The sequence below is a fragment of the Zoogloea sp. genome (assembly GCF_023150065.1).
Taxonomy (GTDB): domain Bacteria; phylum Pseudomonadota; class Gammaproteobacteria; order Burkholderiales; family Rhodocyclaceae; genus Zoogloea.
The window spans coordinates 13,247-39,010 of record NZ_JAKLLN010000004.1 but is presented as its reverse complement, the minus strand read 5'-3'; the positions used below and the strand labels follow the sequence as shown (position 1 = coordinate 39,010).

Here is a 25,764-nt window from a genome sequence, read left to right as displayed (position 1 = left end):
CGGGGGCGCCTTTTGGCCTTTTCAGGATAGGGCCTTTCCCCTTGGCGCCCTTCCTTTGCCCCTTCCCAGCCCTTTGGCCTTTGTCGGAAGCTTTTGGGTATAGGGCCGCTGCTGCGCGGGTGCCACGATGAATGCGGCATGGGGCAATCCCGGCAAGCCGGAAGCTGCGGGATGTTCGTCAGCTCTGGCCCAAGCCGGTGTCGAGGGCGGCGGATTGCGCTGCGAAGTCGTCGGGACGGCGCTTGCGGAAGGTTTCGAGATTGGCGAGCTTCCAGCGCAGTGCCGGCAGTTGCGCGGCGTGCTGGCATTGCACCAGCGACCAGTCCGGTTCTGCGCGCGCCAGCCCGCTCAGAAACTGCTTGTGCGCGGTGCTCAGTCGCTGTGGCAGCTCGCGCCGCACCCTGGCGCGAGCGTCGAGCAGTGTCTCCAGGGAGCAGCCCACTTCGGTCATGCCGACAAAGGCCCGCTCGTACTCGCCGGCGATGTCCTTGTCGTTGCCGAACAGCACTTCGTGGGGCGGCCGGTTGTGGCCCGCCAGATAGATCACGAAGCACTCGACCATGCCGTCGCTGATGTCGCCCGATTCGTAGAGCTGCCACACGTCGAACAGGTCGCGGGGGTGCTGCCGATCCAGCGCGGCCACCAGCTTGCTGGCGTACAGCTCGTCCGGTGCCAGAACCGGCAGCTCGAACTCGACGCCGAACAGATCGCTGGTCTTTGCGCTCAGCGGCCGCCGCTCGACGGGCAGCACGCTGCCTCGGAACACGACGTTGACCTCGATCTTCACCTGGCTGGCGTCGTTCTCGACGATCAGCTTGGTGTCTCCCAGGTCCTTGGCGCGAACCAGGCGTGTCTGCACGCCCAGTGGCGCAACGCGCGTGGCGATGGCGGCCAGCTCCTGGTTGATGGCTTGCAGCGCTTCGTCGCGCGGCGTCTGCCACGGGAGGTACACCACGTCGATGTCCACCGAAAGGCGCGGCATGTCCCGCACGAAGAGGTTGATGGCCGTGCCGCCCTTCATGGCGAAGATGTCGTTGGCGAACACGTCGGGCGCGACGGCCAGCAGCAGGCGAACGGTGTCCGCGTAGGTCTTATCCATGAGGTCTCAGGCTCAGCAAGGTGCCGTCATCGAGCCGGCTCATCCAGCGCGTGTTGCTGCCGGTGCGAACCGGGTACTGCTCCAGCAGGGCATCGACATCCACGAGGCTGGTCTCGCGCGCCCAGGTGAGGAACAGGCGCACGGCCTTCACGCTGGCGCAGCAAGACAGCAGTTGCCCGAGCAAGTCCTTGCGGGGGGAACGCAGTCCATCGAAGAGGTTGCGGGCCTCTTCGAGGCTCTGCTTGACGCCGGCTTCGTACAGCAGCTCCAGAACGGCACGCTCGGGGGCTGCCACCCGCAGATCCTCGGGCAGGCTAGGCGGCGTGGTCAGGGTCTTGCCGGCCAGCGCCGTGTCCGGCCAGTCGAACAGGCGGGCGTGGACATAGCGGGCCGGAAAGCGCGAAGTGAACCAGGCCGGCAACGCGAAACGACCGTCGCCCCACAGCACCAGCGCCTCCCGGCTGCCCAGGTTGTGCCGCACCCCCTGCAGGGCCAGGGCGCTCTTGCCGCCGACGTGCAGGCCGGGCACGCGCTGTTGCAGGAACTTCAGCGCACCGTAGACCCCGAACTCATCGTTCGGGAAGGCATAGACGCCATGGGCCAGGCGCACGAGCCACCCGCCGTCGGCATAGTGGGCGGCGAGCTGGGGCGACACCCCGAACTGGCTCAGGGTGGCAAGGTCGAACGGCGCCCCGCGGGGGAGTCCCGCCTGCAGTCGCTTGATTACCTGGTGCCGAGAATTTCCATCCATGTTATAAAAATAACACAAAATCCAATCGACCCCTAGAGCCATTGCAAGAACGTGCATGGAAAGTAGCATTAGGTTTGATTTATCGTGCAGAATCTAATCGACCTGCGGCCCGAGCCAACCCGGCTCTGCCGGCCGCAACCCGCCCTCCTGATCGCGGTCTATGCTGGAGGGCAGGCCACGACCGGCCGCTCCGCGAGGTGAGGCACCACTGAAGCCGAGGCATATGAGCATGACCACCAACACGCACAACGGGCGCTGGAGCCACCGGCTGGGCCGGGGGGCTGGCCGTGCCTGGCGTGGATACCTGCGCCGCGAGCAGCGTGTAGCCGGCTGGCTGGTGACGCGCGGGGTGCCTGCGGGCGCGATCACGGCGGTGCTCTGGATCGTCAAGCTGGCCGTACTTGGCGTGCTGCTCTACACCGTATCCTGGCTCGTCCTGCTGCTTGCCTTTGCGGTGGTCGCCGCATGGCTCGCGCGGAACGCCGATGCGGATGATGAGAACCAGCCAGAGTGGCGTGAAGGACACTCCGGCCATGGTCTGTACGACAAGAACGAGTGGCGCCACGACATGGGCGACTCTGACGAGTCGTAGCTGCCCCATCGGTGCGAAAGGATGCGCCTTACTTCGCGCCGCCTTTCGACGCAGCCGTCATCGCAAGGCGAGAGCCACTACCTCCAGCCGCCTTTGCGTCGCCGGTAGCGACGGTAAGCGCTCCAAGAATATTGCCTGCCCGTACACCAGCCCAGGCCAGTGCCATCACCCAAAACGTCGGCAGCACGATGAACATCATCGCCATGACGAAGTTGAGCAGCATGTCGCCAAAGGCGTTGTTCAAGCCGATCAGCGGATCGAAGTTCGTGTGCGGCCTGTCCGCGCCAAACCCCCAGCCGTAGAGCGCGTCCAGGATCGTGCTGTCGATCCAGCGCGCGAGCTGGAACCAGAAGTCCACGAAGAACAGCGCGAACTGGACGCAGCTCACCGTCACCACCGTCTTCAGGTCGTAGGTGCCGATCAGCAGCACCAGCGGGATGCAGATGACGAGCGCCATCTTGAGCATGGTCAGCACCATCGGCAGCGCCTGGCGCACCACGTCCATCGCCGGAAAGAAGCCCAGCGAGCCGACGGTCAGCCCCAGGTCGCTCGCGCCGCGCGTGACGACGTTCGGCAGCGTCTTGTCGATCTGGCCGCCGTAGTCGGTGTAGACGGCGCCCTGGTTCATCTTCTGCTGCCTCGGTGAGACCACGGCGCGGATCACCGAGTCATTGACCTCGCTCTGCGACAGGAAGCCCACCCAGCGCCCGATGCGGGTCAGCAGGTCCGGGGCGACCTGTGCCAGCAGCCGGCTGCGCAGTCCCTGGCCGCCATCGGCCCACCACTGCCGGCAGGACGGATAGCCGCCGCCGCTGTCCACCTGTGCCAGCCCCGCATCGCGGGTCGCGTCGTAGGGCCAGGCCGTGCGTGGGGTCTTGGCGCGATAGGTGTCATAGAAGCCGGGCGTGTCGAGGAAGTAACTCGACCCGATCCAGGTGACGTCGTTCATCTGCTCGTCGGAGAGCGTCGGCCGGTTCATGAACAGCTTGGCGCGCGACGGCCCGTAGCAGTCGTGCGTGAAGTCGGCGACCTCCTGTGCCAGCACCGGATCGTCGATGCGCGTGGCATCCACATCCATGCGAATCTGACGCAGGTCCGTGCCGCAGGGGATCGCCGCCACCGCGGAGCCCGTCACGGCTTTCGACAGCGCGTGCATGAAGAACCACCACACCGGCACCAGCGCGCTCTGGTCGTTGAGCGCCGTGTAGACGTTGGACCAGCCCGTGTCGTTGGGCAACGGGACGTTGACCTGGCATTGCGCGGAGCGCGTGGTGTCGAACTTGATCGTGGCGAGATCCACCGGGATGAACGGGATGCCGGCGAACATGATGACCACGATCGCCACCCACACCCGGTTCTCGATGCGCATCGACGACAGCACGCCCTTGTTGCCCTCGTCCGCGCCTTCGCTGCGGGCCTTGAGCCATTCCTGGATCACGATGGCCACGAACGGCAGCGCGAACACGCCGCTGGCCACGAGAATGCTCCAGATGCCGTTGTTGACCACCCAGGCCACCAGGGTCAGGTAATACTCCAGGTAGTCCGTGGTGTAGAGCGTCATGCCTGCCTCCCGGTCTCAGCCGTGCCGCAACAGTTGGCTGGCTTCCAGCGCGACCACGGCGATCACGGCCACGACCTCCGTGCGCAGCAGGCGCTGATGCGTCTCGCAGGACGGCTCCCGCCGCAACAGGCGCCGACGCATCCACCACCAGCCGTAAGCCGTCGCTCCGTAGAGGCACAGCCGCCACACGAAGAAATGGCCGGCATGCGCCTGCAGCCAGTGCTGCCAGCCCTCGACGCCGCCGACGACGTGGATGCCGGCGATGTTCACCGCCACCGCGGCGGCCACCACCAGCAAGGTCCACAACAGCGCCACGCCGATGCGGCGGTTGAACAGCCATGGCAGCCGCAGCCAGGTCAGCCGGTTCACTGGACTACCCTCCTGTCGCTAGCGCGACATCCTCCCCTGGGGAGGTTCGCGCGCCCTTCGGGCGGCCGTGCGGGCGCGCTCATGGCGTACCGCTCCGCGGCTTCTGGACTTCCCGCAGACGGTCACGTGTGGTGTCGCCCTCGAAGACGCCGCGCGAGCCGGCAGCGCGGGTGCTGTGGCGCTGGATGATCGCCATCGCCGAGTTGCCGGCCAGCGTGCGCCGCAGCTCCAGCTCAGTCTTGAGGTTGTTGATCTCCTGCTCCAGTGCGCTGTTCTCCTGGTCGACCGCCTGCACGGCCAGCTCGTTGGCGGCGACGTTCGGCTCCTTCTTGCCGGTCAGCAACGTGCGTTGCAGCAGCAGGGCCTTCTCCAGCACGCTGGACAGCGCCGCCTCGGACGCGAGGCGCCGGCCCAGCACGTCCTGGTCGGGCTCGTCACGCAGGGCCTCGATCACGCCGCGGGTGATCGGCAGCGAACTGCTGCCGGCCGCGTCGAGATTGGCCAGCGTCGTCAGCCGGGCGCCCGTCACCAGTTCCTGCAACACCTGCAGCTTGGTCTCGTACTCTTCCTGGATCATTGGCGTGAGCCCGACGCCAGGCGTGGTCTGGGTCTTCGTGCAGTTTTCGCAGGTGCGTTGCTCGCGTTCGCCCAACACGCGGGTCGCCCAGTCGGCGGCCGCCTGGGGCGAGGACCAGGTTTGGCAGGTCAGGCGGTTGCCGCAGGCGCTGCGCGCGATCGACGAGGTATCGGTGGCGTTGCGCCCGTTGAGCAGGTTGTAGCCCGCTCGCGTCACATCACCGACCACCTTGATCGAACTCTGGCCGGAGCCGCCCGCGTTGCCGCCGCCGACCCAGGGCACGCCGTTGTTCCCTTTGTTGGACTCGGCTTGCTCGATGGCGGAGACGGCATCGGTGCTGCTGACCGCATCCCGCAGCGCCATCCCCTCGGCGAGTTGGTCCCAGCCGGCTTGGCCGCCGGCCATGTCCGCCATCCGATTGGCGATGGCCCGGCAGGTCATCTTCGAGCGGTCGAAGTCCATGCGTGCCTGGAGGATGCCGTTGGTCAGCAGGTTGTAGAGCCCCGGGTCGGCGCGCTGGATGATCAGGGCCGGCAGCGAGGCCACGGCGCTGGTGGCGTTCTGGATCACGTTGCTCATGATCGTCTGGAAGCCGTTGGTGATGCCGTTGAGCTGGTTCTGCAGCGTCGTGGTGATGCTCATGTCGCCGCAGATCAGGTTGCTGTTCCAGCCGATCCCCACGCCGATGCTCTGCATGTTGCCGGCACCACCCATCGACACGGCCCGGCCGCCGCCGATGCTGTAGAGCACGTCGTCGCCGATCACGCTGCCGCTGACGTTCACGCCATTGGGATCGATGCGCGTCTGCGCCCAGGCGACGCCGACGACCAGCGTGATGGCCGCCACGAGCAGCGTGGCCCGCAAGGGCGATTTCGCGCGGTGCAGGAAGTCAGGGAGGGAGGCGTTCATCGTGGGTTCCTCACATGGAATCGACGCTGCCGAGGAAGACCTGGCCACGGCGCCGGCAGCAGGAGTAAGGCCGCCACAAGGCCCAGGCGTAGTCGCCTTGCTGGGCCTGCACGCGGGTGCGGCTGTGCGGGAAGACCACGCAACTGTTCGAGAGCGTGGGCGCCAGCTCCTGCCACTTGCCCGTCGATGCGTCGGTCTCCATCAGCGCGCCGGCCGGCCAGTAGCCGTCGCGGGCGTTGGCCAGCAGAGGCTGGTACACGTGAATCTGGTTGCGGCGCGTCACGATGTCGCCCGCGCGCTGCGCGACCACGGCGCCGCTCTTGTGGTCGTCGGTCTGGTGCAGGAAGCCACCACGGGGATACACGTTGCCCCAGAGGTTCAGGCCGGTGCGCGTACCGATTTCGCGCCGGCCGGGGATGAGCGCTTCGGGGTAGAACGCTTCCGGGATGTTGTAGCGCCAGGCGATCGTGTCGAGCGTGCTCAGCAGGTACGGCATGAAGGCCGTGCCAGCGCCTTCGCAGGTGTAGCCGGAGGCGCTGGCGAACTGGCTGAACACCATCCCGGCCGGATGGCCGATGACATCGGCGTTCTTGAACTTGGCGAGGTTGTTCTCGTTGTCGTTATTGGTCGTGCCGTCACCGCCAGCCTTCGCGGTCGGGTTGGGCATGCTCATCGCCCTGACTTCCAGCCACGGGTTTTCGCCGGTGTTCGAGTAGCTCGACACCACCGCATCGGGGACGTAGTGGCGCACCTTGATGGAGGTGCGCACCGAGCAGCCGAAGGGCGTGCAGTACAGCCAGTAGCAAATACCTGCGACGCGGTACTCCAGGCAGTCGGGGGACAGCGCAGACGAGACGATGGTGGCGGTGTCCAGGGCGAACGTCGATGTGGCCGCGCCCAGCAGCAGCGAGGCGGCGGTGGCGCGCAGACGCCGGGACGCCAGCAGGAGGCTCATGGCTGCGTGCTCCGGTAGGCGTTGATGCGCGCGACGGCGCGGGGCACGTCGGGCTCGCCGTAGACCACGTAGCGTCGATCGACCACCACGGCGGGAATCTTGGCGATGCCCAGTCCCCAGGCATCCACGACACCTTGGTAGGCGTGGCCGATGCGGCGTTGAAGGGCCTCGCCACCGTCATGCAACCGCTGCCGCACCACGGCTGCGGCCTGTTGGGGGTCGGCCGGCAGGTGCGCGGCGAGTTCGACCTCGATGCGCGTGGCCTGGTCCAGCTCGATGATCCGCACGCCGGCCGGGGCCTGCACCGGATGACGGCTGTCGATGACGATGAGCACATCGGCGGCCGCCGCGATGGGACCGAGCAGCGCGGCGCACAGTCCAGCGGCCAGCCTCGTGGCCAGGGGGCGCCGCGAAGCGGCAGGAAGGTTGAGGGAATGAGCCGGCATGTCGCGCCTCCGCGGAGTCGATGCAGACTCGTAGTCGAGCGCAACGCAGATCAGGGGACGACAAAGAAACCGAAACCGGTCAGTCCCGATTTCTCGGCGGGTCGGCGAAAGGAAACGGGAGCCAATGGCTCCCGTGGTGATGACATGAATGCGCGTCCGCTGGTGCTGCTACAGCAAGCCGGCTTCGGCGAACGAGTACGGGCTGCCCTTGCCGACGATGAAGTGATCCAGCACCCGGACATCGACGGTGGCCAGGGCACTCTTCAGCCGCTCGGTGATCGCACGATCAGCGGCCGAGGGCTCGGTGTTCCCCGAGGGGTGCTGATGCGCCAGGATCAGCGCCGAAGCGTTGAGCGCCAGCGCACGCTGGACCACCACCCTCGGATACACCGAAGTCTGGTCGACCGTGCCCTTGAACAGCGGCTCGAAGGCGAGCACCTGGTGCTGGTTGTCGAGAAACACGACGGCGAAGATTTCGTTCGGCTCCGCGACCAGTTTCAGGCGCAGGTAGTCGCGCACGGCGGCGGGACTGCCCAGCGCCGGACCGGCCTTGAACACGCGGTTCTCCAGCAGGGTGATGGCCTGCCGGATGATCCAGTCTTCGTGCTGGGCGGCGATCAGGGTGAGCGACTCCGGGCGGGAGTCGGCGATGACGAGAGACATGGCGAACCTCCAATGGATGAGATAGGAGGGCGCCTGCCCCTGGAGGGCAAACCCTCCTGGGGACGATGGGGATGGAACAGGTGACGAGCGGGCATCCACCACCGCGGATGCGGTGGCTGTTCGCGTCAAGGGATGCGATGCGAACGGGTTTCGATCAACGCGGACGAGCCGCGCCGCAGCCTTGAAGATCGATGGCTACCTGGGCATGTCACCGGCGACGCCGGCGGGCATGTCTGGGGAATGGGCGGGTTCGGCCACGGTCGTGTTGCCGGCGGCGAGCAGGTCGATGGCCGACAGCAAGGCATCGCCTTCGACGGGACCGTGCAGCAGGAGGGTCTTGCCGGACTCGCGGTCGCGCAGTTGCAGGGCCGGCGTGGCCGCGATGCCCTGCTGTGCGGCTTCCACCGCCTGGGCACGGATGACCGCATCGGGGCGCTCGCTGTCGAGACAACCCTGCATGGCTGGCGTGAGGTCGGGATAGCGCAGGCCCTCCGGCAGGCCCTGGCCGTCGCCACGGGTGTTCGAGTAGAGCCACGCCACGGCCTGCCAGAACGTGGCATGTCCGCCCGTCTCGCCCGCGCACTCGGCCAGGCGTGCCTCGGCAGTCGCGGCTGGCTCGTGCATGGACAGCGGCAGGTGGTGCCACTGCCAGTTCACCTCGGGATGGGCGTCGATCCAGCGCTTGAGCGCGGGGAAGTAGGCCCGGCAGTACGGGCACTCCAGGTCGGCGTACCCGACCACCGTGAAGCGCGCATCGGCACGGCCATACAGCCAGGGCGGGCCGGCCGGTTTCGACGCTTCGGACCCGACGGCGGCCAGGGACACGGGCTCGGTCGCCGGATGCGGCGCGAGCAGCAGCATCCACGAGGCAACCCCAATCGTCACCACGATCAGCAGACCGATCCAGGGATGACGGCGGGCGAATGAAGGCATGCGCATCGTGTCGCTCCCGTCAGGCCAACGTGCCCAGCGCCAGGGGTTCGATGCCCCGCGCACGGTCGATCTTCTCGGCCACGCGGAAGGCGGCATCCAATTCGCTGATGCCGTGCTGCTGCATCAACTGGAAGCGTTCGGCCTTCTCCTCGGGCTCGGTCATCGCCATCGCCAGGTAGAGGCTGGGCGGCACAGCGCGGAACAGCACTTCCATCGACTTGGACAGGATGACGCCCTCGCTGAACTTGCCGGCCTCCTTGCGCGCCGAGAGCATCAGCGCCTTCTGCGAAGCGTTGAGTTCGCGGAAGCGCGCGATCTTCTCCACTTCATCGGGTGGCATCGACAGGCAGATCCACCACTCGATCATGTTGAGCATGGGCTCGGCCGCCTTCGGCAAGTCGTCGAGGTTCTGCGTGGCGAGCCAGAACCAGGCGCCGAGCTTGCGCCACATCTTGGTGATCTTGACCACGTAGGGCGCGAGCAGCGGGTTCTTGGTGATGATGTGGCCTTCGTCCGTCACGTTGATGATCGGACGGCCCAGGAACTGGTCGCGCTCGGCGATGTTGTTGACGGTGTTGATGAGCGAGATGTAGGCAATCGAGAGTTGGGCGTTGTAGCCCTCGCGCGCGAAGGTGGCCAGGTCCACGATGGTGATGTCCGCCTCGGGCCACGGCGTGCCGGACCGGTCGAACATCTCGCCGTCCACGTCCTGGCAGAACATATCCATGGCGTCGGCCATCTCCAGCAGCCGTGCGCGCCGCATCTCCGGCAGCGTGGCGTCGCGGGCGCGCTCGCGCAGCGCGTCGCGCACATCGCGCGTGAGCACCGTGCGTCTGTCCGCCACGCAATGCTGGGCCGCATCGAGAATGCACTGGCGGATCAGGCTGCGGTCGGCGCGCGTCATGCGCGCTTCTTCCTTGTCCTCGCCGCCGGTAATCATCAGCCGTGCAGTGATCTCCAGCTCGCCGAGCACGTCGCGCTGCTCGTCGCCTTCCACCGCCATGCCGGCATCGGTCTGGTCTTCGTCGAGCGCATCGGCGTCCAGCGTCTGTACCTGGCTCGGCGTATCGACCAGGCGCCAGGCGTCGGCGAACGGAGCCAGACTGACGCCCGCGCCCGGCGCGAGCTTCACCCGATGCACGGTGAGGCCCAGCCGTGCCGCGAAGTCGCCGAACAGGCCGAAGCTGTTGCCCGCCTCGACGATGAACAGGCGCGGCCGGTAGATCGCCGTCACCTGGTTCAGGATGTTGTTGAGCGTCGCGCTCTTGCCCGAACCCGTGGGGCCGAACAGGAATAGATGCGCGTTCATCTGCCGGTCGAGGCGGTTCAACGGATCGAAGGTGATCGGGCCGCCGCCGCGGTTGAAGAACGTGATGCCCGGATGCCCCGTGCCCTGACTGCGGCCCCAGACCGGCGCCAGGTTCGCCGCATGTTGCGCGAACATGAGCTGGGTGTACCACTGGCGCTTGTCGGCCGCCGGATCGAACACGCACGGCAGCCAGCGTAGATAGCTGTTCAGCGGCGCCACCTCGTCCTCTTCGCGTACCGGTTGCAGGCCGGCGTTGAGCATCACGTTGACGAGCTGCAGGCCGCGCGCATCGAGCTGGGCCAGGTCGCGGCCGCGCAGGTAGAACGCCAGCGCGCCACGGTAGAGCTTGTGCGCGCTGCCGATCAGCCCGCGCGCCTGCTGCACGTCCTGCCGGGTCTGCTCCGAGGCCAGGGTCTCGCCGACGGCCTTCCTGGCGAGGTGGTTGAGGTGCGCCTCCAGCACGTCCTGGGGTGTGGCGACCAGCGTCAGGCACATCACCGTGTCCTCGGGCATCTGGTCGAACAGCGCGTTCATGGCATCGCCGCCTTTGCGCGTCTCGCCCGTCAGATGGCCCGTCACGGGCGGCGTGCGCAGGCGATCCATCACGATCACCCGATGCGGCATGCCGTCGAAGAACCACAGGCCGTTGGGCACGTCCGAGCGGGGCTGGCCGAAGAACAGGCGCTGCGCGAAATCGGTGCCGCTGGCGAGTTCGATCTCGCCCTCCTCCCGCTCTTCCGGGTAGCGGCTCAGCGCATAGAAGCGTTCCCGATCTTCGGCAGTGGCGCCGAGCAAGGTCGGATTCGGGTTGAACCAACGCAGGAGCCAGGCATGGATGTCCGCCGCGCCGAGACGCCGGGCTTTCACGCCGGCATTGGCCAGCCCGCCGGCGAGGCGGTCGCAGATCGTGGTCAGCGCCTGCTCGGGCGACTGGCCGCGCCGCGAGGTCTGGGCCGCGGACGTGCGGCGGTAGACCACCATGCGCACGCGCCGGACTTGGCCGCGCCACGGCAGGCGCGTCACCGTGGTGTCCTCGAACAGGCCACCCGGCTTGGCGATGGCCCGCAGGTGATGGGCGAAGAAGCGCAGGTAGAAGTCGCTGAACGCGCTGCCCTGTGCACGCGGCTGCAGATAGTTCGCCAGGGAGCGCCGATAGTTGTCCCAGTCGGCCTCGTCCTGGGCGTAGAGCTGCACCACCCAGGGGTTGTCGTCCAACTCGTCGAAGGAATCCTGCAGGGCGTTCTCCAGCGCATCGCGCGCCTGCCACAGCCAGGCCATCTCGCGGCCCTCGGTGCCGACCGGCGCCAGCTCGAAGAAGGCCGCCACCGACTGGCCGTCTTCCAGCAACATGCACTTGGTGTCGGGCAGGTACTCGACCCAGGGCAGCAAGTCCGCGAACGACGGCGCGACGCCATAGAGCGCATCGTGGTCGGCCTGGGTGGCCGGTCTGCGCCGGCCCCGGCCGAGCGCGCTGCCCGGCTCGGCGACACCCTGTGCCGCCAAGGCCGTTACGTGCCGTGCCCAGGCATCATCGGTCGTATCCGCGGCGTCAACAGGCGATGCGTCGGGCTTGCGTGACCACGGCAGCGACCAGGCCATCAATAGTCCTCCACGCGCTCGCCCGGCATCGCGTACTGCACGCGCTGGTAGAGCGGGAAGACCGTGCTGTAGCCGGGCACCGGAACCGGGTCGGTGCCCGCCAGGTGCGGGAACACGTACATCACCAGGTCGGGGTTCGGCAGGCGGTGGAACTGGCGGTAAATCTCGTTCTGCGCGGTTCGGGTGTAGCGCGCCTGCACGCCGGGCGCCGCCTGTACATCGGCCTCGACCAGCGGCCGGCGCAGGCCCTGGCGCGCATCGAGCAGTTGCCGGGCGGCCTGGCCGCCGCCCGCGCTGCCGCCGGTCTCCTGATGCCAGATGTCGAGCATGGTGTTGTCGCCGTGCGGCAGCAGCTTCTCCTTGCTGGTGGCGCAGCCGCCGAGCAGGGTGGCCGCCAGCAGCACGGCGGCCGCGTCAATCCAGATCCGAGGCATGGGTTTCTCCGGTGCGGTGGTGGACCCGACGCCCCTTGGCGTCGTAGTCGATGTCGAGCGGCTGCTCCAGATGCACGGCCACCCTGGCGCCGGGCTGCACGTAGACCGCCGCGAAGGCCTGGCCGTAGAGCTTGTTGACCCAATCGGCCATGTCGCGCACGCCGCCCGCGAGGATGCGGCCCATCGCTTCGTTGCCGCTGATGCCGACGGTGCCCAGCGAGCCGTTGCTGTTGGCGACCACGGCCACGCTGCCGTTGTCGGACTTGATGAGCGAGGCCGCGCCGGCGCCGGCCGCGGTGATGAGCGCCTGGCTGCCCAGGTACTGCTGGGCGTTGCTGCGCCGCTCGCCGCTGACGCAGGGAATGCCGTAGGGGTCGCTGATCCAGCCCAGGCCGCCTTGGATGCTGGCGCCGTTGTGACCCGCGTTGCCGCCGCTGCTGCCGCCCTTGCTGCTGTCCTCCGGCACCGTGCGGATGGTGCCGTCCTGGAACACGAACGTGACCGAGCGGATTTGCCCGCGCACGCACGAGAGCGTCCAGTCGCCCGAGGCCGTGCCGCTGACCACGGCGCCGGCCACGTCGGGGATGTCGATGCCGTTGGCCGTGAGGTTGTCCAGGCCGATCAACACCTTGAACGGGTACGGGTCGTTGACGGTTCCGTCGATCGGCACGCGCCCGATCAGCGCCGTCATGGCAATCGACCCCATGAGCGTCGAGTTCGACGGCACGGTGTAGACCGCCTTCGTGGATGCGCCCACCGCGCGGCTGCCGACGTCGGCGACGGATTCCACTGCGGCCGACAGGCTTTTCTGGGCCGGCCCGAAGCTCAGGGGAAAGCTCGGCTCCTTGCTGGCGTTCTTGGCGTCGACCTTGGCATCGTCGGGCTCGACCCACTGCGTGCCACCGACGCCGCGGTTGAAGCGCTGGCCGTCACCCTCTTCCAGCCCCAGCCCGACGGGCAGATCGGACCGGCCACCCTTGCCGGAAAGGCCGTCCAGTTGCCGCTGCAGATCCTGCAGCAGCCCCTGGGTCTGCTGCCTGTCGCTGGCCACCTGATTGCGCTCCTGCTCCAGGCGGCTGCGTTCGCCTTCCAGCGCGCTCTGGATGCGTTGGTCGATCGCGCTTTCCCGGGCACGCAGGCGCTCGTTCTCGGCCTTGTGCTGCTTGTTGTCGCCGAGCGCGCTCTGCAGCTCGGTGCGCAACTGCTTCACCTGGGCCACCAGCGTGGCGACGGTATCGCGCGGCGTGTCGCCTGCGATGCCCAGGGCTTTCATCTCCTCGGGCGTGAGCGTACTGGCCGCGCCCTTGGGGGCGGGCTGGCCGCCGGGGGCGCCGGAGAACAGTTTGACGCCGACGAACACCAGCAGCAGCGCCATCGGGATCAGCAGCCACTTGAGCAGCGGATTACTTTTCATCGCGCGCTCCTCCGGTCGAGCCGGCCGCGGCGGCCGGCGGCAGGTTCGCGGTGGCATCGATCGGGCTCAGCGCCGGCAGCAGCGACTCGGCCAGGCCGTGGCCGCGCGTGACCAGGTAGAGCACCGTGGTGTCGGACGGGGTGCCGGCCGGCCCCAGGTTCGGATGCTGGAAGGTCGCCGCCACGAAGTTCCCCTGCAGGGCGCGCGGGTCGAGGTCGAGCCAACGCGCCGAGGTGTTGGTGAGGCGCACGGCCGTCACCCACTGGTCTTCCAGGCGCCACGCGGCCAATGCCCGCGCGTGCACCGGCAGCGTCGGCAGCAAGGTGTCCAGTGCGAGGCCACGGCGCAGGTTCACGCGCCCGATGCCGGCGACCGGCTCGACGGTGCGCAGCGGCGCGTACAGGTTCTGTGCGGCATGGCGCGTCAGCACGACCGGTACCGGCGTCTCGCGCCGGGGAACGGATTTGTCTGCGGGCGCGTCGGCCTGCTCGTCCGCGCCGCTTGCCGCACCGCCGCCGTAGCGCTTCGCGGGGGCTTCCGCTTCCACGATGCGCACCGGCTCCAGCGGCGCCTGACCGTCCTTCGCCGGCTCGGCGGCGATGTCGAGCAGGATCAGCGCGCCGGATTCCACGTCCTGCAGTTGCAGCCGCGTGGGCGGAATCGGCTCGCTCGCCCGCAGGTAGATCGCGCCGCCGGCACTCTGCACGCGCAGGTGATCGCCGACGCTGGCCGGCACGCCGACGCGCACATTGCGGTCGATGAAGACCACGCGCTCCTGGCCGACCACCAGCGGCACCGGCAGGGGCAGGCGCTCCCAGCGCAGGATTTCCACGGCCTGGCTGGCCGGCACGACACCGAGGATCAGCAGGACGCCGGCCAGGGCCGACAAGGCAATGGGCTTCATGGGGAGTCTCCCTGCAGATGGCCGGAGGCGTTGGCGGGCGCGCCGGCCTGGGTCGGCGTCGGCGGCGGTTCGATGCGCTGGGGTGCGCCGGCGTAGCAGTCCAGCGCCAGGCCGAAGGGGTTGTGCTCCGGGTCGATGTCCAGCCGGACGACCTTGATGGGGTAGCGCACCAGAGCGCGCTTGACCTGCTCGGAGCCGTAGTATTCGTCCGCGCTCACGTCGAGCGTGACGATCCAATCGCGGTCGGAAACCACCTTGACGCGCGTGGCCGGATCATCGCCGTAGCCGCGGCCGGGAATCTCGTAGATGCCGCGCACGCGCTGACGCAGCTCGCCACTGGCGCGCCGGTACTCGTAGTCCTGTTGCAGAAAGGCCCGGCAGCTCGGCGTCAGGTAGGCCGACAGCGCGCGCAGGTTGCGTGGATAGTCTTCTTCGCCGTTCGTGGGCCAGCGCTGCACCTGCTGCCAGATGTAGAACGAGAAGGCATACACACTCTCGGGCGGCACGTCCCACCACTTGCGCGTGCTGCCCGAGCGCAGGTCCGGTGGCACATGGATGGTGAGACTCTTCGGCGCACTCCACCAACCGAAGCCGAGCAGCAGCGCCACCACGAACAGCGCGCCGGCCCCCAGACGCAACGTCTTCACGTGCGCCTGCAGGTGCGCAACCTCGTTCTTGAAACGGCTCATGGCGCCCCTCGATCGGTGTTGCGCCGGGTAGTCCAGTAGCCCGAGCGGGTGATGAGGCGCTGCCCGCCCAGGAGCGCCGCCAGCGCCGGATGCCGCAGGGCCAACCGCCATTGGAGCTGCCGGTACAGCCAGGTGTCGGGCCGGCCGCGCTTCTGCGCGCGCAGGAAGCCTCCGCCGACAAAGACGCCCAACGCGATGCCGGCGACGATCAGCGTGGGCACCATGGCGATGCTGTGCGTGAGCCAGGCCAAGGGCAGGCCGAGCGCGAACCCGGCGGCGGCCGACAGGCCGGCGCAGATCCACAACTCGTCGGCGGTCAGCCCGCGCACGACCACCGGCTGGCGATTCAGCCGGTGCGGCAGGAAGGTCACCAGCGTGTCGCGCGGGGTCTCCGAAGGGACGGCCATCGCTTGCCGCCCTCACAGCACGCCGGTGGCCTTGGTGAGCAGCCAGATGCCGACCACCAGCAGGATCGCGCCCACGGCGACCGTCAGGCCGAACTGGCCCCAGGTGGCGCGGCCGGTGTGGATCTCCGAGTAGCGCGTGTAGGCGTGATAGCAGACACCGACGAACATCGAGGCGACCACGAGCAGCGCGATCAGCAGCACGATGTCGTAGCCGTAGTTCTGCAAGGTCTGCAGGATGCCGCTGCCCTGGCCGCGCGATGGGTCTTCCATGGTCGGCAGGCCCTGCGCGAAGGCCGACAGCGGCAGGCCCGCGAGCGCGAGCGTCAGCGGCAGCAGCGGAGCGGCGATGCGGGACGGAATGCGATGGGATGTCGTTGGAGTGTTCATGGCGTATGGCCTTTCGTGACGGTCAGGAGAGGAGGAAGAAGGTCAGCACCAGGTACATCGCCACGAAGCGCACGACGACGGCGAGGAACTGACGTTCGGTGATGCGGTGCTCGGCCCAGCCGACGTAGGCGGTGCGCATGGCCCACACGCCCCACAGCAGCAACACGGCGAACACGAAGCCCAGCACCACGGCAGAGACGGCCGAAGGCGCAAAGCCGCCGTTGGCCTGGAAGGCGGCGACCTGATCGGCAGAGGGCGTCATGGCGATGGCTCCTCGTCCTCGTCGTCGGCGCGGTCACGGCGGACGTAATCGCCGACCAGCGGGACGGGATCGCGCGGCTGGGCACGCTGGGGCACGAGGTAGTCCTGCAGGCCGGCGCGAACGCGCTTCAGGTCCGCGCGCAGCCGGGCGTAGTCGAAGTGGTAGCGGGCGCGTTCCTGCGGAGCGGTATGGGCGGCGTGCTCGGCGAGGCGGTCGATCAGGTCGAGTTGGCGGGCGAGCGCGGCGAGCTGCTCACGCTCCGGGGTGTCGTCGGCGATGGCGGGTTGCATGGCCGAGAGCAACACGGCCAACAGCACGGCCAGCGAAGGCCATGCGGATGCGCGGCGGTTGGTCTGTCCCATCGTGCCATTCCCCGTTGAAGCGGATGGCCAGATGCTGTGGCGCGCTCTCGCTTTGCGCCGCAGGGAATGGGAACTACGGCATGACCGGATTTCCGGGGCGAGCTGGCGATCAACCGTCCAATGCTCCCGGGATTGTGGAGTTGGCCAGCACCTACCGCAGCTTGGTAGAATTGGCTAAACTTGGCAATCGTAATCAACGAAAGGCCAGATCGGATGGTTTCCGGATGACTGAAGTCGAGAGCGAGATCCTCACGCTTGAGGAGGTCGCGGCCTACCTCAAAGCCGGGAAACGGACGGTCTATCGCCTTGCCCAGAAAGGCGAGATTCCGGCGTTCAAGCTTGGGGGAACCTGGCGCTTTCGCCGCTCGGAGCTGGATCGGTGGATCGCCGAAAGCATCAGCAAGAAGAAGCCGGAGGCAGAGTGAGCGTGCACCAAATCAGCAACCGAATCACATTCGGGAAAGAACCAAGGGGAGGATTGCTGGCGTGCCAGTTCCCATAATTGATCTTTTTGCTGGCCCAGGAGGGCTCGGGGAAGGATTTGCTTCCCTGCAGGGCCACAAACGGCAGCCATTCTTCGAGATCGCCCTTTCCATTGAAAAGGATGCTGTCGCACATCGCACGCTGACGCTCAGGGCAGTGTTCAGGCGTTTGCGTGGCACCAAGGACGTCAAGCACTACTACAGCTACATACGAGGCGAGATCGATGAGGCCGCTTTCCGCAGGATCCCTGCCGTGGCCAGCGCCTTCGAGCATGCTGCCGCCGAAGCGAGGTGCCTAGAGCTTGGCAAGTCCGACGAAGCCAGTATTGATAGGGAAATTCGCGCTGCACTGAAGGGGCAGGAAACCTGGGTGCTGATCGGCGGCCCGCCCTGCCAGGCGTATTCGCTGGCGGGGCGCTCCAGACGCGCCAACGACAAGGACTTTCACAAGGATGAAAAGCACTTCCTCTACAGGGAATACCTGAGAATCATCCAAGTGCACAAGCCCACCATCTTCGTGATGGAAAATGTCAAGGGTCTGCTTTCCTCGAAGCACTCCGGCGACCCAATGTTCGAGAAGATCATTGCGGATCTTTCGATGCCGACCGAGGGGCTCGAATATGAGATCCGATCCTTCACCAAGAAGGGCGACGGCAGTTCGCTGGAACCCACCGACTACCTTATCCATTCTGAGCGCCATGGGATCCCGCAAAGCAGGCATCGCGTGATTCTGCTCGGAGTGAGAAAGGGGCTGGACATGCCTCAACACCAGTTGCTGGCACCAGTAGCGAGGCCTGTCACGGTCAAACAGGCCATTGACGATCTTCCCCGAATCCGCAGCAAGCTGTCGCGTGGCGATTCAGTGGAGGCATGGCGCAAGGCTGTTCAGGCTGGCCCCTCTTACGTCAAGGGATGGAGGACAGAAAACGAGTCCGTCATGATCGGGACAATGCGTGCCTTTGCCGCTGCGGCAACCAGCACCACGACCGGTGGCGCCTTCATTTCACGAGGCTACAGAAGGCCGAAGAAGCCGACCGAGCTTCAGCAATGGCTTCACGACCGAAGCCTGGGTGGTGTCTGTCAGCATGAAGCGCGCGCGCACATGGCATCCGATCTTGCTCGCTATCTTTTCTCGGCCAGCTTCGCTCATTTATGGGGATATTGCCCACGGCTGGATGTGTTCCCTCCCAAGCTGCTTCCCGATCACATCAATGTGCATGTCGATCGGGAATCCGAAACGATCCCGTTCAAGGATCGGTTCCGCGTGCAGTGCAGGAACGAACCGTCCACCACGGTGGTGGCTCACATTGCCAAGGACGGGCACTACTACATCCACTACGACCCCTCCCAATGCAGAAGTCTCACGGTCAGGGAAGCAGCACGGCTCCAGACGTTTCCCGACAACTACGTCTTCGCGGGCAACCGCACTGAGCAGTACACCCATCCTCGACAACGGCAGGGGGATGACGGAAGACGAGCTGCTCGATGCGATGCGTCATGGGACCGGCAACCCCAGGCAGCATCGGTCGCCGAAGGATCTTGGGCGCTTCGGCCTTGGCCTGAAGACAGCCTCGTTTTCCCAATGTCGCTCGCTGACCGTTGTGAGCACACGCGATGGAACTGTCTGCGGAGCCGAATGGAATCTGGATCGCATCGATGCTGCCGACGACTGGATTCTTTCCATCCTGGACGATGCGGACATCCATGGGCTGCCTTATGTCGAACGGCTCACCGCAGTATCAGGTGCGCCTCTTCGCCAAGCCGGATGCCAAGGTCCACGAAATCCTGAGCGAAGGGGAAAAGACCTGCGTGGCGCTGGCCGCCTTCATGACCGAGCTTGCCACCGCGATGCACCGCTCTGCTCTGGTCTTCGATGACCCGGTGTCCTCATTGGACCATCGCTGGCGCGGGCAGGTGGCCAAGCGTCTCGTGGAAGAAGCGGAGAACCGCCAGGTCATCGTCTTCACGCATGATCTGGTGTTCGTGAACGATCTGAATGACCACGCGACGAAGACCGGGCAGGCCGTGCGGCTCACGACGCTCAGTCGTGGCGCCGCGGGAGCCGGTATGGTGGCCGACGGCCTGCCCTGGAAGGCCCAGAGCGTCGAAGATCGCATCGACAAGCTGGAGAAGGCGGCGCGTGCGGCAAAGCTGCTGCATGACAACAACCAGGAAGACGAGTACGCGGTCGAGGTGGCAAAGCTCTACAACTCGCTGCGCGCCACATGGGAGCGCGGCCTGGAGGACATCGCTTTCGTCCGCGTTATTCAACGCCACAGGGACTACATCAACGCCAAGGACCTGAAGAAGGTCAGTGCGCTCAACGAGGCTGACTGCGATGCTTTCGCCGCCGGATTCAAGAAGTGCTGCGACATTGTTGACGCACACGATCCGTCCAGCGGTAGGAATGCCGCGCCGCCACCACCTACTGATCTCTTTCAGGACATCCAGGCTTTGAAGGACTGGGCCGCGTCTCTGCGAGACAGGCAGAAGAAGATTGCTTGAAACGTGTTTGTTCGCGCCAATGCTGACGTTCTTGACGAAGCAGAGCACCGAAACTATGGCATCGTTTATCTGACCTGGCGCAGGGCTGCAGCTACAGGTACTTCTTGAACGTTGCCGCCGCAATGCACACCGCCACGCCGAGCAATGCGGCGCTGGGCAGCAGGATCAGCAACGGGTTCACGCTGACCGGCAGTGCCAGGTAAGTCACCCACGGCAGTACGGCCAGCGGGATCAGGCTGGCCCTGGCGCGGTGATAGATGAACCCCGACTCGCGTCCCGCGCCGAAGCGGCGGATGTCCCGGCGCACCAGGCCGTCCACCAGCCCGACGAAGGCGGCCATCAGGAACAGTGGCAGGGTCAGGCACAGCACCAGCAGCCGCACGAGAAAGACCAGCGTCGTGTAGGCCGCCGCGATCAGGTAGCTCTCCACGTTCACGTAGACCAAGCCGATGTAGTAGCGGAAATCCTTGGTCGGGCGATGGCTGCCGGCGCTGGCCTGCGTCGAGGCGTCGCGTATCCAGTCCAGCAGACCGCTTTTCACGAACAGCCAGTCGTAGCCCTGCTCGACCAGCCGGTGCGCCGTGCGCCCCGGCTCCTGCACGAGTGCGCTGCGCGTGAAATGCGTGGAGAGCTGATCCAGCTCATAGTGCAGCATGCCCTGCGCGTGGCGCCAGCCCTGATCGGGCCAGAAGAAGTGCATGCCGACGCACTCGATCAGGATGCACAGCAGCAGCGCGCCGCAGAGCACGCCGAAGAAGCGGAACGGCAGCGTGACCAGGCCGGCGATCAGGCCTTGCTGTCGTTGCTGCTGGCGTTGGGCCGCGACGGCCGGGTCGCTCATGCTTCGGCCTCTTCAGCGGCGGCCATCTGCTTGAAGTCGTCCAGCAGGTCGTCGGGCAGCGCCTTGTCCTGCAGGCCGGGGATGCCCTGGTTCTCCCACCAGTCTCCTGCCTCGACGTAGTGCTGCCGCATGTAGCCGGCCAGCTCCTGCAGATCCTTCGGCATGGCTTCGTCGGGATCGGGTGCCGGCAGCGGCATGCGGACTTTCCAGAGGTTGCCGCCCTCGATCAGCGCGAAGCATTGCCCCTTGGGCAGCGCCACCACATGCGCGGGCTCGATCAATGGCACGCTGGTCGTGCTGATGCGGTCCTGGGTGTTGGACGTGAACGCGGTATTGCCGTGCGGGTCGGAGCTGTCGGTGGCGCCGCTCATCAGTGCCGTGGCATAGACCTCGACCTTGGGCAGTTGCCGCGTCAGCAGCTCGGCGGTGGCGGTCTCGCGCACGCGCAGCATGAACAGGTTGTTGAAGTTGCCGACCACCTGACCGGCCTTGGCTCGGTTGCCAATGCGGGCCTCGATGTCGCTCAAGGTCTGCGTGTAGGCCGTCACCTGCACGCCGGCACCGCCGCCCTTGTTGACCATCGGGATGAACTCGTCGCCCATGAGTTCATTGAATTCGTCGGCGTGGACGTTGATCGGAATCTTTGTGCCCGCCGCGGCGCCGGGCAGCCCATCGTCGATGCCGAACTTGTAGATGTGGCCGGCGACCGAGACCAGATCGCTGAACATCGAGTTGCCCACCGCCGCTGCGACTTCGGCGTCGGACAGTGCATCCAGCCCCACGTAGACTACCGCGCGTTTGCGGATGACCTGCATCCAGTCGAAGATCGGCCGCGGGTCGGACAGGTCGGAATAGTTCGGTGCGAGCAGTTGCGCGATCTTGCCGGTGGTGAGCTTCTCCAGCAGCGGCAGCAGCGAAGCGACGATCTTGTCGAAGTACGTCCGGTCGTAGCGCACGGCGCTGCGCAGGCCGTCGAGCACCGGGTCATAGATGCGCACCTGGGACAGGTACTGTTCGAGGGCCACCACGCGCTTCTCGCGCCCGATCATGTTGCGCGGGATGTTCTTGTCGTTCAGCTTCGCTTCGAGCTGGACGATGACCTCCCAGGCCTTCGGCTCGTTCCTGGCGAAGTAGTGCTGGGCGTACTCGATGAACAGCGCGTCGATGTTGATGACATGGCGCTGGATCAGCAGGTAGTCCGGCCGCTGCCCCAACTCGACAAGGGCGCGCGCGATGATGTTGACGAAGCGCCAGGCGAATTCGCGGAACGCGGCGCTGTTGCCTTCGCCCGAGAGCTGTCCGGCGATGCGCGTGGCCACCTCGGAGATCCGCCCGAACCGGCCCACGGCGTTGTAGCGCGCCGAGATGTCCGGCCAGCCCAGATGGAAGACGTAGAACTCGCCTTCGCGCCCGGCGCGCTTGGCCTCGACGTACATGCGCTTCAACAGGTCGGCATCGCCCTTGGGGTCGAAGACGATCACCACCTCGTGCTCGCCGCGGACCTTGCGGCGGATGTCCTGGGTGATGAACAGCTCGGCCAGCCGCGTCTTGCCAACGCGCGTGGTACCCAGCACCAGGGTATGGCCGACGCGCTCGCCCAGCGGCAGGGTGACGTCGACCTCGTGCGGCTCGATGCCATGCAGGCGCGGCAGTCCGCCGACCGGCGGCAGCGGCCGCGCCGGGTTGAGCGGGCTGTCCCAGGCCAGCGCGCGCGCCAGCGTCGAGACGGGAAACGGCGCGAACTCTAGCCGCTCCTCCAGCCGGCGAGCGGCCCGGTAGATCGCCGTCGGCTCGACGTAGCGGCGGAACTCCGGCCGGTAGGTCTGCATCAGCCGGTGCGTGTGCCGCTGCTCCCAGCGAAAGCCCCGGCCGACGAACAAGCGTTGCTGACTCACCGGCACGTCGCGGCTGGTCATCACGTAGCGCGGCAGGCGGCGGATGTTGCGGCGATGGCGCAGGATCGCCCAGGCATCGCGCAGGCGAATCGCGCCGAAGGTCAGGAAGGCCAGCGCCGAGCCCAGGCCGAGCAGCGGGTTCAGCGCGAGCGACCACGGTGCCACCAGGCACAGAATCGCGGCGCCGGTGCAGACCGCCACGGTATAAAGCTCCACCGCTGGCCGCAGCAGCACCTCGACCGCATGCGGTTGGGCCATTTGCGCACCTACTGCTCGACGCCGGTGGACGTGATGAGCACCGGGTAGTGGCGCAGGCCCAGGCGCTGGGCCAGGTCGTCGCCGGAGACCGGCGAGAGGGTCAGGCCAGGAGCCAGCCTGCGCAGCGCCGTCAGCGCGGCCATCGACTCCACGTTGACCACCAGGCCCACGGCCTGCAGCTCGCGCAGCGCCGCCTGCCGCTGCCGCAGCCAGGCACGCGACCGCTCGTCGTCGCCGACCAGGAACAGCGCCGTCAGGCCCGGCGCCCGGATGACGCGGCGCTGCACCTCGCCCGGCGACAGTTGCGTCGAGCGCACCGGCAGCATGGCGGCTTCGGCGTCGGCCGCGTTGCCCACGCGCGGGGCTGGCATCGGGGCCGGCGGCGTGGCCTGGTCCGGCTGAGGATTCAGCGACTGGTAGTACGGCAGCGCGGAGTCGCCGCCGCGGTCTTCGACGACGATCAGCGGCGCGGAGGCGATCTGGGCGAAGACCGTGGTCGTGGGCAGCAGCGCGATGGCGCCGATGAGGACGATGTGGTTCATGGCGTGGTGACCTGAAGGGTTGGAACGGGAACGCCGGGGTCGATCACGCGGGTCAGGTGCCGATGCACACTGCGCCGGTAGCGCGCTGCGGGTGCCCCGCCGGCGGGCCGGTGGTAGCGGCCGATGGCAAGCAGCCAGTCCTCGCCCGGCGTGTGCTGTTCGCGCAGGATTTCCGCGGCGACGGCGAGATTGCGGTACGGGTCCAGCAGCTCGCAGGGCTGCGTGTAGCGATGCGCGTGGTAGCCGAGATTGACCTGGCCGAGACCGGCGTCGATGCGATTGGCCGGCGTGTGGGCGAGCGCACGGTGCAGCCCCGCGCAGGCCTCGGCGCGGGTGGCATAGCGCTGCGGCGTGCCGGCGACGTTGAGCGACCACGGCCAGGGGATCAGGCGCCCGCGCAGCATGGCGCCGCTCTCCTGCAAGGCCACCGCGTACAGCACCGCCGCCGGCACGTCTGCACGATGCGCCGCCAGTTGATAGGCCGGCGGCGGCACTTCCCGCGCCAGGGCGGCCAACGCCCAGCCGCCGGTGGCGAGCAGCAGCACGGCGCCGGTACAGCGGATGGCGACGCGGGATGGCCGACGCTCCCGGCCCGGAGTACCTATTGCCGCTGCCATTGGCCGTTCACCTCGCGCACCACGGCCGGCAGATCGCCGGGGAGGCCGAGCGACAGCCAGCGCCCCGCATCGTGGTTGAGCGTGATGGTGCGGGCGCGCACCCTGGCCGGGTCGATGCCCGCCTGGGTGGCCCACTGCCGGATGCGCGCGTCGTCCTGACGGCTGCCGACCATGTAGAGGTCGAAGGCCGTGCCGGCCGCCTGCAACTGCTGCACGCGCTGCGCGCACGGTGCGCAGTCGGCCTTGACGAAGACCGCCAGGCGCCCGGAGCCGGTGTTGCCGGCACCCTGCGCCTTGGCGCCGGGCAGGCTCACGCGCGGCTGGCCGGGAAACAGGCGCTGCCACGCCGCGTCGTAGGCCCGCTGGTAGGCCAGCGTCTTGCCGACGCGCTGGGCCTCGGCCTGCACCTGCAACTCCGCGTAGCGCCTGCGCTCCTCCTCGCTGCGGGCCTCGATGCCCAGCGCCGTGAGCGGATCGAGCTGGGGCGAATAGACCCCGAGCGGCCCCTGCATCAGTTGCCGGTAACGCGCCCACTCCTCGGGCTGAAGCCCCCATTCCCGTGCCTGCCTCTCGTCGAGCGCAGCATCGGCGCCCGGCTGCACCTGGGCGGGCACCATGCGCGAGTTCGTCACCGGGGCCGGCTGGGCGGATGCGCCGAAAGCGGCGAACAGAACGACGGCAGCGAGCAACGGCCGCAGGTTCATGGCGACCTCCTACGGCACCGCAACGCGCTGCGTCTGGCCGTTCACCTGGAACACGCCCGCCTGCGCCTCGATGGACTGCAGTTGCCAGCCGCCCTCGGCATCGCCCTCGCGCAGCAGCCGGGCGCCCGCGAGCGAGGCCGCGGCGGTGGAGGTGATCGACAGAAAGCGCTCGCCTCCCCGCAGCTCCACGCCGAGCACACGGAACGGCGGCTCCGGCACCTTGGGCTTCGTCACAACCGGAGCGCGCGGGCGAGCGGCGGATGCCACCTGCCGGGTCTTCTCCAGGCGGGTCTCGATTCCGTTCACGCGCGCCTGCAGCGTCTGCAGGTCGACGGCCATGGCCCTCGCCTCGTCGGCCTCTTCGAGGCGCGTCATCCGTTCGTCCAGCGCCTGCCGCGCGTTGGCGAATTCGGCCTGACTGATCGGCGCCGGCCGGCGCTTGTCCGAATCGGCCCGTTGTTCGAGATCGGCCACGCGCAGGCCCAGCGCATTGAGCTGCGCATCCTGTGCGCTGCTCTGGGCTTGTTCGGCGAGCCGCGACAGGCCGACGCTGTTGATGAGTGCCACGGCACTGATGAGGACCAGCCAGAAGGCCGCGGCGACCTTGAGCCAGCGCGTGCGGGTATCGCGCTCGGATGGCGCTTGGGGAAAGGTCATGGCTGCGTCTCCTCGGGCCGGTCGGCGTCCGGCACGGACGTGGCGGCGCCGGGCGAGTTGGCGGAAAGGAAGGTGGGAGCACCGTGCCGGCTGAAGCAGACCTGGCGGGTCAAGTCATCGACCGACAGCTCCCAGGCGGGGCCGGCAAGGGTCAGCAAGGCATCGCGCAGCATCAGCGGGCCCAGGCGCAGGTGCGCGGCAGGCAGCGGCAGCGCGTAGAGCGTGGCGGCCTCGGCCGCATCGCAGAGCCGGTAGCCGGAGCGCAGCAACACGTGGCGCATGGCATCGCCCACGCTGGCATCGAGCATGGGCGGAATAGAGACCTCCACCGCCTGCTGCAAGAGATCGCGCTGCGCAGGTTCCGGCACCAGCTCGACCAGGGTGTAGCGTCCGTAGCGGGCCACGGGAACGAAACCCGGCTCCGGCGCGACGGCGGTTGGCGATGCGGCCGGCACCGCTGCCGCAGACGGCGCGGCGGTCGTGGCGCAGCCGGCGGCCAACAGGCTGCCGGACAGCAAGCCAGCGGCGAGGGCCAGGCGGTGAACAGCGCGGATGGATGGTTGCATGGAGGGCGCTTCCCTGGAACACGGAGCGCTCACCATCGCCGCCGCTTGGCCGACGGGCAGCAAACAAAACGCACT

At 67.5% G+C, this 25,764-nt stretch carries 28 protein-coding genes and 2 pseudogenes; 5 read left to right on the top strand and 25 right to left on the bottom strand.

Going from position 1 to position 25,764, the window contains the following annotated elements; genetic code table 11:
* Nucleotides 1–178: 178 nt before the first annotated feature.
* Nucleotides 179–1,099 carry a nucleotidyl transferase AbiEii/AbiGii toxin family protein gene (locus L6Q67_RS06595; protein ID WP_013721904.1) on the bottom strand — a complete coding sequence of 307 codons (921 nt, stop codon included), beginning with the start codon at nucleotides 1,097–1,099 and terminating at the stop codon, nucleotides 179–181.
* Entirely contained in the window at nucleotides 1,092–1,850 is a 759-nt protein-coding gene (locus L6Q67_RS06590; RefSeq protein WP_296567106.1) for a type IV toxin-antitoxin system AbiEi family antitoxin domain-containing protein, read from the bottom strand. Before L6Q67_RS06590 ends, L6Q67_RS06595 begins: the two co-directional genes overlap by 8 nt.
* 223 nt (nucleotides 1,851–2,073) lie before the next feature.
* Here L6Q67_RS06590 and L6Q67_RS06585 point away from each other — a divergent pair, with 223 nt between their 5' ends.
* Complete coding sequence (locus tag L6Q67_RS06585) at nucleotides 2,074–2,442, top strand: DUF3742 family protein (protein ID WP_029133618.1); 369 nt, start codon at nucleotides 2,074–2,076, stop codon at nucleotides 2,440–2,442.
* Nucleotides 2,443–2,470: 28 nt separating this feature from the next.
* Here the strand turns inward: L6Q67_RS06585 and L6Q67_RS06580 are convergent, their stop codons facing one another.
* The 16 genes from L6Q67_RS06580 to L6Q67_RS06505 form a co-directional block, all read right to left on the bottom strand.
* A complete protein-coding gene (locus L6Q67_RS06580) occupies nucleotides 2,471–4,003 on the bottom strand; it encodes a conjugal transfer protein TraG N-terminal domain-containing protein (protein ID WP_296567100.1) in 1,533 nt (510 codons plus the stop codon).
* Between the two features lie 15 nt (nucleotides 4,004–4,018).
* Nucleotides 4,019–4,372 (bottom strand): hypothetical protein, encoded by a 354-nt coding sequence (locus tag L6Q67_RS06575; RefSeq protein ID WP_296567098.1) that lies wholly within the window; start codon nucleotides 4,370–4,372, stop codon nucleotides 4,019–4,021.
* Nucleotides 4,373–4,451: 79 nt separating this feature from the next.
* A complete protein-coding gene (locus L6Q67_RS06570) occupies nucleotides 4,452–5,858 on the bottom strand; it encodes an integrating conjugative element protein (protein ID WP_296567095.1) in 1,407 nt (468 codons plus the stop codon).
* A gap of 10 nt (nucleotides 5,859–5,868) precedes the next feature.
* Nucleotides 5,869–6,813, bottom strand: coding sequence for a TIGR03756 family integrating conjugative element protein (locus L6Q67_RS06565; RefSeq protein WP_296567092.1), 945 nt, complete (start codon nucleotides 6,811–6,813; stop codon nucleotides 5,869–5,871).
* Nucleotides 6,810–7,259 (bottom strand): TIGR03757 family integrating conjugative element protein, encoded by a 450-nt coding sequence (locus L6Q67_RS06560; RefSeq protein ID WP_296567089.1) that lies wholly within the window; start codon nucleotides 7,257–7,259, stop codon nucleotides 6,810–6,812. The genes L6Q67_RS06565 and L6Q67_RS06560 overlap by 4 nt, the downstream gene beginning before the upstream one ends.
* A 168-nt stretch (nucleotides 7,260–7,427) precedes the next feature.
* A complete protein-coding gene (radC, locus tag L6Q67_RS06555) occupies nucleotides 7,428–7,922 on the bottom strand; it encodes a DNA repair protein RadC (protein ID WP_003292123.1) in 495 nt (164 codons plus the stop codon).
* A gap of 195 nt (nucleotides 7,923–8,117) precedes the next feature.
* Complete coding sequence (locus L6Q67_RS06550; RefSeq protein ID WP_132657242.1) at nucleotides 8,118–8,861, bottom strand: thioredoxin domain-containing protein; 744 nt, start codon at nucleotides 8,859–8,861, stop codon at nucleotides 8,118–8,120.
* A 13-nt stretch (nucleotides 8,862–8,874) separates the two neighbouring features.
* Nucleotides 8,875–11,763: a conjugative transfer ATPase gene (locus L6Q67_RS06545; protein WP_296567081.1), complete on the bottom strand. Its 2,889-nt coding sequence runs from the start codon at nucleotides 11,761–11,763 to the stop codon at nucleotides 8,875–8,877.
* Nucleotides 11,763–12,197: a TIGR03751 family conjugal transfer lipoprotein gene (locus tag L6Q67_RS06540; RefSeq protein ID WP_012584734.1), complete on the bottom strand. Its 435-nt coding sequence runs from the start codon at nucleotides 12,195–12,197 to the stop codon at nucleotides 11,763–11,765. The genes L6Q67_RS06545 and L6Q67_RS06540 overlap by 1 nt, the downstream gene beginning before the upstream one ends.
* Complete coding sequence (locus L6Q67_RS06535) at nucleotides 12,178–13,611, bottom strand: TIGR03752 family integrating conjugative element protein (RefSeq protein ID WP_134240565.1); 1,434 nt, start codon at nucleotides 13,609–13,611, stop codon at nucleotides 12,178–12,180. Before L6Q67_RS06535 ends, L6Q67_RS06540 begins: the two co-directional genes overlap by 20 nt.
* On the bottom strand, nucleotides 13,601–14,515 hold the full coding sequence (locus tag L6Q67_RS06530) for a TIGR03749 family integrating conjugative element protein (protein ID WP_073672131.1): 915 nt from the start codon (nucleotides 14,513–14,515) through the stop codon (nucleotides 13,601–13,603). The genes L6Q67_RS06535 and L6Q67_RS06530 overlap by 11 nt, the downstream gene beginning before the upstream one ends.
* Nucleotides 14,512–15,204: a PFL_4703 family integrating conjugative element protein gene (locus L6Q67_RS06525; RefSeq protein WP_010792125.1), complete on the bottom strand. Its 693-nt coding sequence runs from the start codon at nucleotides 15,202–15,204 to the stop codon at nucleotides 14,512–14,514. Before L6Q67_RS06525 ends, L6Q67_RS06530 begins: the two co-directional genes overlap by 4 nt.
* Nucleotides 15,201–15,611, bottom strand: coding sequence for a TIGR03750 family conjugal transfer protein (locus L6Q67_RS06520; protein WP_034005115.1), 411 nt, complete (start codon nucleotides 15,609–15,611; stop codon nucleotides 15,201–15,203). Before L6Q67_RS06520 ends, L6Q67_RS06525 begins: the two co-directional genes overlap by 4 nt.
* Nucleotides 15,612–15,623: 12 nt before the next feature.
* Nucleotides 15,624–15,998: a TIGR03745 family integrating conjugative element membrane protein gene (locus L6Q67_RS06515; RefSeq protein WP_108080580.1), complete on the bottom strand. Its 375-nt coding sequence runs from the start codon at nucleotides 15,996–15,998 to the stop codon at nucleotides 15,624–15,626.
* A 22-nt stretch (nucleotides 15,999–16,020) separates the two neighbouring features.
* Complete coding sequence (locus L6Q67_RS06510) at nucleotides 16,021–16,260, bottom strand: TIGR03758 family integrating conjugative element protein (RefSeq protein ID WP_010792128.1); 240 nt, start codon at nucleotides 16,258–16,260, stop codon at nucleotides 16,021–16,023.
* The gene (locus tag L6Q67_RS06505) at nucleotides 16,257–16,622 is read right to left on the bottom strand and encodes an RAQPRD family integrative conjugative element protein (protein WP_029133612.1); all 366 of its coding nucleotides are present in this window, start codon (nucleotides 16,620–16,622) and stop codon (nucleotides 16,257–16,259) included. Before L6Q67_RS06505 ends, L6Q67_RS06510 begins: the two co-directional genes overlap by 4 nt.
* 224 nt (nucleotides 16,623–16,846) lie before the next feature.
* Between L6Q67_RS06505 and L6Q67_RS06500 the strand changes: the two genes are divergently transcribed.
* From L6Q67_RS06500 to L6Q67_RS06485, 4 genes and pseudogenes are all read left to right on the top strand, one after another.
* Nucleotides 16,847–17,047, top strand: coding sequence for a helix-turn-helix domain-containing protein (locus tag L6Q67_RS06500; protein WP_009397209.1), 201 nt, complete (start codon nucleotides 16,847–16,849; stop codon nucleotides 17,045–17,047).
* 61 nt (nucleotides 17,048–17,108) lie between these two features.
* A pseudogene (locus L6Q67_RS06495) lies at nucleotides 17,109–18,533 on the top strand (DNA cytosine methyltransferase); the annotation flags it as partial.
* Between the two features lie 34 nt (nucleotides 18,534–18,567).
* Nucleotides 18,568–18,762, top strand: a pseudogene (locus tag L6Q67_RS06490) (ATP-binding protein); the annotation flags it as partial.
* An 85-nt stretch (nucleotides 18,763–18,847) separates the two neighbouring features.
* A complete protein-coding gene (locus L6Q67_RS06485) occupies nucleotides 18,848–19,609 on the top strand; it encodes an AAA family ATPase (RefSeq protein WP_296567045.1) in 762 nt (253 codons plus the stop codon).
* A gap of 91 nt (nucleotides 19,610–19,700) precedes the next feature.
* Here the strand turns inward: L6Q67_RS06485 and L6Q67_RS06480 are convergent, their stop codons facing one another.
* From L6Q67_RS06480 to L6Q67_RS06450, 7 genes are read right to left on the bottom strand one after another with little or no spacing between them, the layout of a single operon-like run.
* Nucleotides 19,701–20,450 carry a TIGR03747 family integrating conjugative element membrane protein gene (locus L6Q67_RS06480; protein ID WP_043496613.1) on the bottom strand — a complete coding sequence of 250 codons (750 nt, stop codon included), beginning with the start codon at nucleotides 20,448–20,450 and terminating at the stop codon, nucleotides 19,701–19,703.
* Nucleotides 20,447–22,603, bottom strand: coding sequence for a type IV conjugative transfer system coupling protein TraD (traD, locus tag L6Q67_RS06475; RefSeq protein WP_134240558.1), 2,157 nt, complete (start codon nucleotides 22,601–22,603; stop codon nucleotides 20,447–20,449). The genes L6Q67_RS06480 and traD overlap by 4 nt, the downstream gene beginning before the upstream one ends.
* A gap of 8 nt (nucleotides 22,604–22,611) precedes the next feature.
* Nucleotides 22,612–23,145 (bottom strand): integrating conjugative element protein, encoded by a 534-nt coding sequence (locus L6Q67_RS06470; protein ID WP_054019004.1) that lies wholly within the window; start codon nucleotides 23,143–23,145, stop codon nucleotides 22,612–22,614.
* On the bottom strand, nucleotides 23,142–23,762 hold the full coding sequence (locus tag L6Q67_RS06465) for a lytic transglycosylase domain-containing protein (protein WP_296567031.1): 621 nt from the start codon (nucleotides 23,760–23,762) through the stop codon (nucleotides 23,142–23,144). The genes L6Q67_RS06470 and L6Q67_RS06465 overlap by 4 nt, the downstream gene beginning before the upstream one ends.
* Nucleotides 23,747–24,466 carry a TIGR03759 family integrating conjugative element protein gene (locus L6Q67_RS06460; protein WP_296567028.1) on the bottom strand — a complete coding sequence of 240 codons (720 nt, stop codon included), beginning with the start codon at nucleotides 24,464–24,466 and terminating at the stop codon, nucleotides 23,747–23,749. The genes L6Q67_RS06465 and L6Q67_RS06460 overlap by 16 nt, the downstream gene beginning before the upstream one ends.
* A 9-nt stretch (nucleotides 24,467–24,475) precedes the next feature.
* Entirely contained in the window at nucleotides 24,476–25,123 is a 648-nt protein-coding gene (locus L6Q67_RS06455) for a hypothetical protein (protein WP_062798477.1), read from the bottom strand.
* A complete protein-coding gene (locus tag L6Q67_RS06450; RefSeq protein WP_296567024.1) occupies nucleotides 25,120–25,689 on the bottom strand; it encodes a PilL N-terminal domain-containing protein in 570 nt (189 codons plus the stop codon). The genes L6Q67_RS06455 and L6Q67_RS06450 overlap by 4 nt, the downstream gene beginning before the upstream one ends.
* Nucleotides 25,690–25,764 lie beyond the last annotated feature (75 nt).